This window comes from Streptomyces sp. NPDC057654 (assembly GCF_042800135.1).
In the GTDB taxonomy this organism is placed as follows: domain Bacteria; phylum Actinomycetota; class Actinomycetes; order Streptomycetales; family Streptomycetaceae; genus Streptomyces.
Genome location: NZ_JBHVHQ010000197.1, coordinates 1 through 11,521 on the forward strand (window position 1 = coordinate 1; position 11,521 = coordinate 11,521).

Annotated in this window: 9 protein-coding genes; 5 read left to right on the forward strand and 4 right to left on the reverse strand. The window is 73.7% G+C overall.

The features are described from left to right. Positions 1 to 123: 123 nt before the first annotated feature. The 4 genes from ACFU99_RS17170 (at position 124) to ACFU99_RS17185 (ending at position 6,341) form a co-directional block, all read left to right on the forward strand. Positions 124 to 1,683, forward strand: a complete 1,560-nt coding sequence (locus tag ACFU99_RS17170; protein ID WP_384392244.1) for an SCO6880 family protein — start codon at positions 124 to 126, stop codon at positions 1,681 to 1,683. A gap of 9 nt (positions 1,684 to 1,692) precedes the next feature. Next, on the forward strand, positions 1,693 to 3,093 hold the full coding sequence (locus tag ACFU99_RS17175) for an ATP-binding protein (protein WP_384392247.1): 1,401 nt from the start codon (positions 1,693 to 1,695) through the stop codon (positions 3,091 to 3,093). Between the two features lie 19 nt (positions 3,094 to 3,112). Continuing rightward, positions 3,113 to 4,735 (forward strand): type VI secretion protein, encoded by a 1,623-nt coding sequence (locus ACFU99_RS17180; RefSeq protein ID WP_384392268.1) that lies wholly within the window; start codon positions 3,113 to 3,115, stop codon positions 4,733 to 4,735. A 100-nt stretch (positions 4,736 to 4,835) separates the two neighbouring features. Continuing rightward, positions 4,836 to 6,341, forward strand: a complete 1,506-nt coding sequence (locus ACFU99_RS17185) for an amidohydrolase family protein (protein ID WP_384392250.1) — start codon at positions 4,836 to 4,838, stop codon at positions 6,339 to 6,341. Here ACFU99_RS17185 and ACFU99_RS17190 read toward each other — a convergent pair. The 4 genes from ACFU99_RS17190 to ACFU99_RS17205 all read right to left on the reverse strand — a co-directional run bounded on the left by ACFU99_RS17190 (position 6,295) and on the right by ACFU99_RS17205 (position 10,038). Continuing rightward, positions 6,295 to 7,497: a serine hydrolase domain-containing protein gene (locus tag ACFU99_RS17190; protein ID WP_384392253.1), complete on the reverse strand. Its 1,203-nt coding sequence runs from the start codon at positions 7,495 to 7,497 to the stop codon at positions 6,295 to 6,297. The genes ACFU99_RS17185 and ACFU99_RS17190 overlap by 47 nt on opposite strands. A 122-nt stretch (positions 7,498 to 7,619) precedes the next feature. Then, positions 7,620 to 8,291: a response regulator gene (locus ACFU99_RS17195; protein WP_384392256.1), complete on the reverse strand. Its 672-nt coding sequence runs from the start codon at positions 8,289 to 8,291 to the stop codon at positions 7,620 to 7,622. Continuing rightward, positions 8,288 to 9,475, reverse strand: a complete 1,188-nt coding sequence (locus tag ACFU99_RS17200) for a sensor histidine kinase (protein ID WP_384392259.1) — start codon at positions 9,473 to 9,475, stop codon at positions 8,288 to 8,290. The genes ACFU99_RS17195 and ACFU99_RS17200 overlap by 4 nt, the downstream gene beginning before the upstream one ends. Beyond that, entirely contained in the window at positions 9,472 to 10,038 is a 567-nt protein-coding gene (locus ACFU99_RS17205) for a GNAT family N-acetyltransferase (protein ID WP_384392262.1), read from the reverse strand. Before ACFU99_RS17205 ends, ACFU99_RS17200 begins: the two co-directional genes overlap by 4 nt. A gap of 184 nt (positions 10,039 to 10,222) precedes the next feature. On the opposite strand from ACFU99_RS17205, the gene ACFU99_RS17210 reads away from it, so the two are divergent. After that, on the forward strand, positions 10,223 to 11,224 hold the full coding sequence (locus ACFU99_RS17210) for a hydroxyacid dehydrogenase (protein WP_384392265.1): 1,002 nt from the start codon (positions 10,223 to 10,225) through the stop codon (positions 11,222 to 11,224). Positions 11,225 to 11,521 lie beyond the last annotated feature (297 nt).

Below are 11,521 nucleotides of genomic sequence, written 5' to 3' on the forward strand. Positions count from 1 at the left end.
GGGCGGCGTCGCCGCCCACAGCAGCCGCGGCTCCGGCAGCGGCGGCAACGCGAACAAACCCGCCGCCCCCGCACCTCGAACGCAGGACCGCAGCGCCGGCAAGACCCCAGGAGGTGACGGGCATTGACGACTCAGTCGCAGGCCCAGCCGATCGCACCCCGCCGTACCTATCTGATCGGCCGCGCCCGTCCCAACGCCGTCGTCGGCAAGAACCGCGAGACCGGCGAGATCGCACTGATCATCGCGGGCGCCTTCCTCGGCATGGTGGGCGGCCTGGCGATCCAGATCCTGCCGCTGCGCATCGCGGCCCTCTCCGGCTTCCCGATACTGGCGCTCGCCGCCGTCTACGTCCCGTACAAGAACCGCACCTTCTACAAGTGGTTCGAGATCAACCGCTCGTTCAAACGCACCCTGCGCCGCGGCTCCGCCTACCGGTCCGCCGTCACCGAGGCCGGCACCTCCCTCGACGGCCGGGAGGTCGAGGTCGGCCCGCCGCCCGGCGTCGGCCGCATCAACTGGCTGTCCGCGCCCTTCGGCCCCGACGAGATCGCCGTCCTGCTCCACGCCGACCGGCGCACCGTCACCGCCGCCATCGAGATCGAGGGCCCCGGCGTCGGACTGCGCGACAGCGAGGACCAGGAGGCGCTCGTCGACCGGTTCGGGACGCTGCTCAAGCACGTCGCCAACGGGGACGGCTTCGTCACCCGCATCCAGATGCTGGCCCGTACACTCCCCGCCGACCCCGACGCGCACGCCAAGGACGTCGAGCGGCGCGGCTCCGACAAGTCCCCGCAGTGGCTCCAGGACTCCTACGACCAGCTCCAGTCCATGGTGTCCACCTCCTCCGAGCAGCACCGCGCGTACCTCGTCGCCTGCATGCACTTCACCCGCGAACTCGCCGCCGAGGCCAACGCCATGGCGCGCGCCTCCCGGCACGAGGCCGGGAAGCGGCGGCTCGACCGGGACGCCGGGCTGGCCGTGGTCATGGCGCGCGAGCTCACCGACATCTGCGCGCGCCTCGCCGAGGCCGACATCCGGGTCCGCCAGCCGCTCGGCCAGGGCCGGCTCGCCTCGCTCGTGCACTCCATGTACGACCCGGACCACCCCATCGACCACATCCAGGCGATGTCCAAGCGGAACGCCTGGCCCGCCGAGCTCGACGCCATGGAGGCGACGTACCTCCAGGCGAAGACCCGCGAGTCCGCCACCCGCGCGCCCTGGTGCCACTCCACGGCCTGGGTCAAGGAGTGGCCGATGACGCCCGTGGGCGTCAACTTCCTCGCCCCGCTGCTGGTGCACACCCCCGACGTGATCCGCACCGTCGCGGTCTGCATGGATCTGGAGCCCACCGACGTCGCCATCGAGCGGATGCTCACGGAGAAGACCAACGACGACGCCGAGGCATCCCGGCAGGCCAAGATGAACCGCGTCGTGGACCCCCGCGACAGCGCGCACCACGTCCGCGTCGACCAGCGCGGCGAGGACCTGGCCAGCGGCGCCGCCGGCGTCAACCTGGTCGGCTATATCACCGTCTCCTCCCGGTCACCCGAGGCGCTCGCCCGCGACAAGCGGACGATCAGGGCGTCGGCGGGCAAGAGCTATCTCAAGCTGGAGTGGTGCGACCGCGAGCACCACCGGGCCTTCGTCAACACGCTGCCGTTCGCGACCGGCATCCGACGATAGGGGCAAGCCGTGCTCGATCCGCTCGCCGGACTGTCCGAGGCGTTCACCAGCTTCCTCTTCGGAAAGGTGGAGACGACCCGGCTGCCCGTACGGACCTCCACCGGCCAGGCACAAGCCGTCTACCTGCCGACCGCCGCGCCCGGCCTCGGCGACTCGGGCGTGATCATCGGGCGCGAGGTGTACAGCGGCAAGGGGTACATCTACGACCCCTTCCAGCTGTACGGGCAACAGCTCCCCGCCCCGCACTGGCTGGTGCTCGGCGAGTCCGGCAACGGCAAGTCGGCGCTGGAGAAGACCTACGTCCTGCGCCAGCTTCGGTTCCGCGACCGCCAGGTGGTCGTGCTCGACGCGCAGGGCGAGGACGGCGTGGGCGAGTGGAACCTCATCGCCGAGGAGCTGGGGATCACCCCCGTACGGCTCGACCCGATGGCCGCCCTCAGCGGCGGCATCCGCCTCAACCCCCTCGACCCCTCGATCACCACGACGGGCCAGCTGGCGCTGCTCCGTACGATCATCGAGGTCGCCATGGGCCACGGGCTCGACGAGCGCGCCGGCTTCGCGCTCAAGGTCGCGCACTCCCATGTGAACGAGACGATCACGGACCGGCAGCCGGTGCTGGCCGACATCGTCGAGCGGCTGCGCCACCCCGAGGCGGAGTCCGCGGAGGCGATGAACGTCGACATAGACGACGTACGGGCGTGGGGCCTGGACGTCGCGCTGGTCCTGGACCGGCTGGTCGACGGCGACCTGCGCGGCATGTTCGACGGCCCGACGTCGGCCGGCATCGACCTGGACGCCCCGCTGATCGTCTTCGACCTCTCGCACATCGACCGCAACTCCATCGCCATGCCGATCCTGATGGCCATCGTGGGCGTCTGGCTGGAGCACACCTGGATCCGCCCCGACCGCAAGAAGCGGATCTTCCTGGTCGAAGAGGCGTGGCACATCATCAACTCGCCGTTCGTCGCCCAGCTCTTCCAGCGGCTGCTGAAGTTCGGCCGCCGCCTCGGCCTGTCCTTCGTCGCCGTCGTGCACCACCTCTCCGACGTGGTGGACGGCTCGGCGGCGCGCGAGGCCGCCGCGATCCTCAAGATGGCCTCGACCCGCACCGTCTACGCCCAGAAGGCCGACGAGGCGCGGGCCACGGGGCTGGTCCTGGGGCTGCCCCGGTGGGCCGTCGAGATCATCCCGACGCTCACCCCCGGCATCGCGGTCTGGGACGTCAACGGCAACGTACAGGTCGTCAAACACCTGATCACGGAGGCGGAACGGCCGCTCGTCTACACCGACCGGGCCATGACGGAGGACGGCCTGGCGCTGGAACTCGCGGCGGAGGAACGGGCCGCCGCGGCGATAGAGGAGCGGCTGGCGGACGAGGCGTACGGCTCGTCCGAGCCGACGGTGGCGTGAGATGAGCCCGACAGGGCCCATGGGGCCCACTGGCCCCTCGGGACCCTCAGTGTCGAAACAGAGACGCGACGGCCAGCGGGGCATCCCGGACGGCCTGCTGGTCGGCGCGCTGGCGTTCCTGCTGGGGCTGACGGTGCTGGTCTGGACGAGCACCGGGCTCGCGGCCCTCTTCGCCCACGGCTCCTGGCCCGACGGCATCACCTTGACCCGCACCCCGCTGGCCATACGCCGCCTCCTGACCTCCCCGCACGACCTCGCCACCGCCTGGCCGGACGCCCCGCACGACGCCCTCTCCGGATACGGGCTGTTCTGGGGCGTCCTCATCAGCGAGCTGATGCTGCTGACCGTGCTGACGATCTTCGTGATAGGGACGTACGCGCGCTGGAAGGCGGTACGGAGGGAGCGCCGGGCGCAGGCCGTCGCTACGGGCACGGGCGCGGCTCCGGCTGCTACGGGCACGGGCTCGACTCCTGCCGCTACGGGCACGGCGACTCCGTACGAGGCGGCTGCGGCGCCCGGCGGGGCCCCCGTACCCGAGACGTCAACGGCCGTCCCGGACACGCCCGTTCCACAGCAGCACACCCAAGTCACCCCCGCGGTCGAACTCCCCGCACAAGCCCCCGCACAAGCCCCCGCCGCAGACAGCGCCGACAGCGTCCTCCTCCACACCGCGACCGTCCCCGCCCCCCGCGCCGCCGCCCCACCGCCCCGACGCACAGCACCACCGCCCAACCTCCGCTACGGCACCTCCCACGGCGACGCCGCCCTGCTCGCCGTCCTCGAAGCCGCCGGCCCCGTCCTCGTCATCACCAGCGACCCGACGCTGTGGACCGACACCAAGGACTCGCGCGCCAAGCTCGGCCCGACCCACGCCTTCGACCCGAGCCACCTCCTCGACACCCCCGACCGGCTGCGCTGGAACCCCGCCGAGGGCTGCGAGTCCCGCGCGACGGCCGCCGCCCGCGCCGCCGCGCTCCTGGCGCCCGTACGCCCCGCGAGCTCGCTCGACTCCGCGACGGCCGAGGCCGCCGAGACCCTGCTGCGCTGCTGGCTGCACGCCGCCGCCGTGGGCGGCCGGCCCTTCCGGCTCGTCCACCGCTGGGCGCAGGGGAACGGCGCGCACGAGCCCGTACGCATCCTGCGCACCGACGCCAAGGCGGCGACCGGCGCGGCCGGCGAGCTGGAGGCCACGCTCACCGGGCACCCGGACCGCCGCGACCGGGCGCAGGAGCTGGTGGTGCGCGCCCTGGCGGCGCTCTCCTCGATCCATATCCGCGACGCGTGCACCGCACATCGCGCGGATTCGCTCGCGTTGGAGTCATTCATCGCGGAAACGGGCACGCTGTACGTTGTGGGTGAGGCGATTGAGGACCCTCGCACCCACCCGGGTGCGATGCCGCTGCTCACCGCACTCGCCGAGAGCGTGGTCGAGCACGGCCGGAGCGTGGCCGAACGGTCACCCGCCGGTCGGCTCGACCCACCACTCACCTGCGTGCTGGACGACGTCGCGGCCGTCGCCCCGCTGCCCGCCCTGCCGGAGCTGCTCGCGGACGGCGCGGCGAAGGGGCTGGTGACGCTCGCCCTGATGCGCTCCGAGGAGCAGGCCCGCGCCCGGTGGCCCCACCGCACCCTCACGCGGTAGCACTGACAGCACCCCTGATCCGCCTGCTGCCCCCACTGCTTCGCGCGCCGCGGTCCGCCAGAGTCGGAGCATCACCCGGCAATCGGCGAAAGCGGAGCCCATGTCCACCGAAATACCCCACGTTTCAGAACAGTCCGGCGACCGCGCACCGGAGCGTCTCGCGCTGACGCACGCCACCGTGATCGACGGCACCGGCGCCGGGCCCGCCCACGACATGACGGTGCTCGTCGAGGACGGCCGGATCACGACGATCGGCAGGTCGGCCGAGGTCCCGGTGGACGCGGGCGTACGGACCGCGGACCTCACGGGCAAGTACCTGATCCCCGGCCTCGTCGACGCGCACGTCCACAGCCCGGCCCTGGAGGAGATCACCCCGCCGCTCTACCCGCTCGCGGGCGTCACCACCGTCCGCGAGATGTGGGGCGAGCCGCTGCACCACACGTGGCGGCGGAAGATCGACGACGGGGAGCTGCTCGGCCCCCGCTGGGTCATCGGCAGCTCCATGGTCGACGGAACGCCGTCCCTGTGGGCCGACGACGCGGGCTCCGTCATCCTGGCCGGCGACGAGCACGCCGCCCGCCAGGCGGTCCGCCAGGTCAAGGCGGACGGCGCGGACTTCGTGAAGGTCTACTCCCGGCTCTCGCGCGAGGCGTATCTGGCGGTCGCGGACGAGGCGCGCCGCCTGGGCATCCCGTTCACCGGGCACTGCCCCGACGCCGTGCCGGTCGCCGAGGCGAGCAGTGCGGGCCAGCGCAGCATCGAGCACCTGCACGCGCTCCTGCTGTCGACGGCCTCGCGGGAGCAGGAGACGGAGATCCGCCGCGGCCTCGCCGAGGTCCGTCTGGAGCCGGTGCCGAGCAGCCTGGACCGCTACCACCGCTGGTTCGAGCAGATCCACGAGCTGGAAGGCCAGGCCGTACGGTCCTACGACCGCGAGCGCGCACGGTCCCTCTTCCACCGCCTGGCCGCCAACGGCACGCACGTCACCCCGACGCTGACGGTCCATCACATGCTGGAGCGGCCGGGCGAACTGCCCTCGCACGCGCCCGAGTGGACGTACCTGCCGCGCTGGATGACCGCGTCCTGGCCCGACATCCTGGAGTCCCTGATCGGCGGCCGCACGGCCCGCCAGGCCGAGCTGGTCCGGGCGGCCTACGCGCACCGGCTGCGCCTCGTCGGCGAACTGCACCGCTGCGGCGTGCCGATCCTCGCGGGCACGGACACCGGCACGGGGTACGCGGTGCCGGGATTCGCCCTCCACGACGAGCTGAACTTCCTGGTCGAGGCCGGACTGACCCCCATGCAGGCCCTCCAGTCCGCGACCAGCGCCCCGGCCCGCTTCCTGGGCCTCGGCGACCGCACCGGCACCGTCGAACAGGGCCGGGCCGCCGACCTCCTCGTACTCGACGCCGACCCGCTGCACGACATCCGCAACACCCGGAAGATCGACTCCGTGGTCCTGCGCGGCCGGCTCATCGGCGCCGCGAAACGCCGCCGCCTGCTGGCCGCCGTGGAGAAGGCCGCCGCCGACGCCGCGCCGCCCGCCGACGGCACCATGGTCAGCGGCGGTTGCGGCTGCTCGCTCCATCCCCGGACTCGTCCTTGACCCCCGCGAGCGCGGCCGCCGTGATCTTCCCGACGGCCGGGTTCGCCTTCTCGCCCTTCCCGTCGGTGGAGTTGACGGAGTACACGAGGGTGCGGCGCAGATCGCGGGTGGCGGCGATGCCCGCGTTGTACCCGTACCGCGCGCCGGACTTCCCCCACACCTCCGTGCCGTCCGGCAGCTTCGCCAGGGTCAGCCCGCTGGAGTGGACAGCCTCCTCGCCCCCGCTCCCGTACTCCTTCACCTGCGGCACGGTGAACATGAGCTTCAGCTCGCGCTGGGGCACCACCCCGCCGCCGAACAGTGCCTTCATGAAGCGCTCCAGGTCGCCGGCGGTCGAGACGAGGTCCCCGGAGGCCCAAGTGACGGACTGGTTCCAGGCGGTCACGTCCACCAGGCGCGTATCGCCCGACTTGCCGCGCACCGCCTGATAGCCGTGCGTGTGCCGCCCGCGGATCGCCGGATCGTCGCCGGGGCTGTACGTGCCGCGCAGCCCCAGCGGCTCGATGATCCGCTCCCGCACCTGCCGCTCGTACGGACTGCCCGTCGCCTTCTCGATCAGCAGCCCCAGCACGTTGTAATCGATGTTGGAGTAGTCCTGCGCGGTGCCCGGCGCGAACCTCATGTCCTGGCGGACGGCCAGCTCGACCAGCTGCCGGTGCCCCCAGGTCGTGAAGCGGTGCGCCTTCTGCCACCGGAAGTCGGAGGGCAGGTCGGGGCTCGGCAGGCCGCTCGTGTAGTCGAGGAGCTGGGCGACCGTGATGTCCGGATAGCGCGCCGGCAGCAGACCGGGCAGATACCGCTGCACGGTGCCGTCGAGCGCCAGCTTCCCCTCGTGGACCAGTTGGAGGACCACGGCGGCCGTGAACGTCTTGGTGACGCTGCCCACGCGAAACCGCTCGTTCCCCTTGGGCGCGGCGTGCGTCCGCCGGTCGGTCTCGCCCGCCGCGCCGCGCCAGCTGCCGCCCGTGCCGCCGACGCGTACGAGCGCGGCCGTGGAGTCCGCGTCCGGCAGCCCGGCGATCGCGGAGCGCAGCGCGGCGGCGTCCGGGGAGGCGCCGACGGTCCGCGCGGAGGCGGCGGCCGGAGTGGTGAGGGCCAGCCCCAGCGTGGCGATGGCGACGACGATTCTCCTGCGGTGGACACGACTGCGGCTCATACGACGGCTCCCCGATGCGGAACGGCTCCTGCGGACGGGAACCATCCTGTCCACCGCGGCCTCCCGGCGGATCGCCGGAGCGAGGGAACTCTCCGGCCGCCGGAGCCCCTCCCCGGAGGGAGTTACGCCCGGTAGCCCTCCCCCACAGTGATCAACCCCGTCTCATACGCACAGATCACGGCCTGCGCGCGGTCCCGCAGCCCCAGCTTCGTCAGCACATTGCTCACATGCGTCTTCACCGTATGCCCGCTCACCACCAGCTCCGCCGCCAGCTCCGCATTGGTCAGCCCCCGGCCGAGGAGCGCGAGCGTCTCCCGCTCCCGGGACGTCAGCACGTCCAGCAGCCGGCCGGCCTCCGGGCCGGGGCGCGGGCCGCGGGCCGCGCAGTCCGCGACGAGCCGCCGGGCGACCGACGGCGCGAGCAGCGAGTCGCCCGCGACGGCGACCCGGACCGCGTGCACGAGATCGGCCCGGCGCACATCTTTCAGCAGGAAGCCGCTCGCGCCCGCGCGCAGCCCCTCGTAGACGTACTCGTCCTCGTCGAACGTGGTCAGCATGACCGCCTTGCACCGCGTCCGGGCGCACACCGCGCGCGCCGCCTCGATGCCGTCCATGCGCGGCATCCGGACGTCCAGCAGCACCACATCGGCATCGTGCCGCCGCACCGCCGCGACCGCCTCGACGCCGTCCCCGGCCTCCGCGACGACCTCGATGTCCGGCTGCGCGGCCAGGATCATGGCGAAGCCGCCGCGCACCAGCTCCTGGTCGTCGGCCACCACCACGCGGATCGTCATCGCCCCACCCCCATGGGGGAGGAGATCACGAGGGGGATGCCGACGGCAACGACGAAGCCGCGCCCGTCCGGCGCGGGTCCGGCGCTCGCCTCGCCGCCATGGGCCGCGGCCCGCTCGCGGATGCCGATCAGGCCCTGACCCGTACGCTCGGAAGCACCCCCGAGAGGCCGGGGGCCGCCCGTCCCGTCGTCGGCCACCGTGATCGTGAGCCGGTCCGCCGTCCAGTCCAGCCGTACGGTCGCGGCGGCGGCGTCCGCGTGCTTCAGCACGTTCGTCAGCGCCTCCTGCACCACGCGGTACGCCGTCACCTGCACATCGGCCGCCGGGCTCGCGGCCTCGCCGGCCGTCTCCAGCGCCACCTCCAGCCCCGTGCGGCGCACCTGCTCCACCAGCCCCGGCAGGTCGGCGAGGGACGGCTGCGGGGCGCGCCCCTCAGGAGCCGCCTCGTCCTTGAGGACGCCGAGCATCCTGCGCAGCTGCGTCATCGCGTCCCGTCCCGCGTCCGCGATGGCGTCGAAGGCCGCCTCCGCCCGGTCCGGGTCCGCCCGTACGGCCAGCGGCCCGGCCTCCGCCTGCACCACCATCACGCTGACGGCGTGCGCCAGCACGTCGTGCATCTCCCGCGCGATACGGGCCCGTTCCCGCTCCGCCGCCCGCTCGGCCGCCGCCCGGGCCCGCTGCTCCACGGCAGCCGTGTACGCCTGCCGGGTCCGGGTCAGCGCCCCCAGCGCGTACGCCGCCGCGAACACGAAGAAGGCGAAGAGGTACTCGCGGGCCGTGTTGGTGTGCAGCGCCGTCCCGACCGTGACCAGCGGCAGGCTCAGCAGCAGCGTCGCCCCGCGCTGCCGCCGCCCCGCCTCGGCGGCAATGGTGAAGATCGCGACGAGAGGGCTGTACGGGAGCGGCTGGCCGGGCCCGTCGAGCGGTACGTACGCGAACTCGGCCAGCACGATGGCCACCAGCACCGTGAAGGGCGCGCGCCCGCGCCACAGCAGCGGCAGCACGGAGAGCGTCGTCATCCCGTACGCCGCCCAGGTGGCCGGCGGGACGTCGGCGGCTCGGGGCACCACGAACGGGATCGTGACCGCCGCCTGCACGATCGCCGTGATCACGGCGTCCACGGCCCACGATCCGGCCCAGCGCCGCGCCCGCCCCGGCGCTGGGGGCAGCGGCGCGCCGCTCACGCCTCCGGCCGCGGCAGCGCCATCTCGTACTCCCGCTCACCGGGACGGCCCGGCATGTCCGGGGTGTTCCCGGTCGGCTCGAAGCCGAGCTTGCGGTAGAAGGCCAGCGCCCGGTGGTTCTGCTGGTGGACGTGGAGGCGTACGCGCTCCACGCGCGGGTCCGCGAGGGACCAGGACCACTCGACCCCCGCCCGTACCAGTTCCTGCGCGAGACCGCCTCCCCGGTGCTCGGGGCGTACGTACACGCCGAGGAGCTGCGTCTGCGGGGCGGTCGGGGCCCCGCCGAAGATGTGCTCCGCGTCCGGGCCGTCCGGCCTCTCGACCTGGGCGGTCACGGTCCCCGCCCACTCCCCGGCCGGGCTCTCGGCGACGAAGGCGAGCGACGTTTCGCCCGTGGCGGTCTCGCGGGTGCGCTCCTGCCAGTAGCCGTCGGGGCGGGCGTGCGCCTCGGCGAGGGTGGTGACGAAGGCGACGGAAGCGGCGGGATCGGCGAGGGCGGCCAGCCGGAGGGCCTTGCTCTCGGCCCACTCGTCGGGGCGTATGGGTCTGATGGTGTACTCCATCAACAGATGATCGCCCGGCCCGCCTCCCCGGTAAAGCCGGTTCCGCCCGCCCCTCGCTCCCCCGCACGCCCCTCTTACGCGCCCAGGCCCCCTTGCCCGCTCCCCCGCCGCCCCCATAGCCTCCGGCCGCCCGGCGGGAACCGCCCCGCCGCCCCGCCGCCACCAGTCACCCGAAGGGACGCGCGTGCCGGACCGACCGACCGCCGCCATGGCCATGGGCGCCGACGAGGCCGAGGCCGTACTCCCCCCGGAGCTCCGCGCCCGCCTCGCCCGCCTCACCGAACTGCACCCCGAACCGCTCACCGGACCGCTGGACGGCCCGGCCGCCCGTACGGTCCTGGCCCGCACCGACCTCCTCGTCACCGGCTGGGGCTGCCCCGCCCTCACCGCGGACGTCCTCGCGCACGCGCCCCGGCTACAGGCCGTGCTGCACGCCGCCGGTTCGGTCAAGGACCTGGTCGGCGACGCGCTCTGGGACCGCGGCATCGTCGTGTCGTCGGCGGCCGACGCCAACGCCGGGCCGGTCGCCGACTTCACCCTCGCCGCCGTCGTCCTCGCCGCGAAGAAGGCCCTGCCGACGGCCGCCGCCTACCCCGCCGGCTGGCCCGCGTTCCGCGACCGCCAAGGCGCCGACGCCCGCACCATCGGCGTCATCGGCGCCTCCCGCGTCGGCCGCCTCGTCCTCGCCCGGCTCCGCGACTCCGGCCGCGGCCACCGGCTCCTGCTGCACGACCCGTACGTACGCGAGGACGACGCCGCGCGGCTCGGCGCGGAACCGGTCGGCCTGGACGAGCTCTGCCGCGCCTCCTCCATCGTCACCGTCCACGCCCCCGAACTCCCGGAGACCGTGCGCATGCTGGACGCTCGACGGCTCGCCCTCATCCCCGACGGCGGTACGGTCGTCAATACCGCGCGCGGCGCCCTCGTCGACACGGACGCGCTCACCCGCGAGTGCGTCGCCGGCCGCCTCGACGCGTTCCTCGACGTCACCGACCCCGAGCCGCTCCCCGCCGGCCACCCGCTGCTCGCCCTCCCCCATGTGCTGGTCACCCCGCACATCGCCGGGGCCCAGGGCAGCGAGGCCCGCCGCCTCGGCGCGTACGCCGTCGAGGAGGCCGCCCGCCATCTGCGCGGCGAACCGCTCCTCGGCCGCGTCACCGCCGCGGACCTCCCGCGCCTGGCATGACGGCCCGTCGGCTCGTCGCCGGCTTACCGGCCCGCCGCCTCGTTCGGCCCAGCAAAAGGCGGCATGACGACCCGTCACCGGCAAACCTTGTCTGGTCGGCCGGTTGCCGAGGTGTCACCGGGGCGCGAGCGAAAGGCATTCCATGACCGAGCAGCGCGCGAGCGGACGGTCCCGCTCGGCAAGAGCGGCCTCGGGGCTGCTGATGTCCTTGGGACTGCTGACCGCGATCGGCTTGGCGTCCGGCCATGACGCGCGGGCCGCCCCCGCCACCATCCCCGTGCCCGATCCCGCCTCCGC

Bases quoted from the DNA above. Each gene is read 5' to 3' on its own strand.
- ACFU99_RS17180 (WP_384392268.1), top strand. From the start codon at position 3,113: ATGGGGCCCACTGGCCCCTCGGGACCCTCAGTGTCGAAACAGAGACGC.
- ACFU99_RS17185 (WP_384392250.1), top strand. From the start codon at position 4,836: ATGTCCACCGAAATACCCCACGTTTCAGAACAGTCCGGCGACCGCGCA.
- ACFU99_RS17190 (WP_384392253.1), bottom strand. From the start codon at position 7,497: ATGAGCCGCAGTCGTGTCCACCGCAGGAGAATCGTCGTCGCCATCGCC.
- ACFU99_RS17195 (WP_384392256.1), bottom strand. From the start codon at position 8,291: ATGACGATCCGCGTGGTGGTGGCCGACGACCAGGAGCTGGTGCGCGGC.
- ACFU99_RS17205 (WP_384392262.1), bottom strand. From the start codon at position 10,038: ATGGAGTACACCATCAGACCCATACGCCCCGACGAGTGGGCCGAGAGC.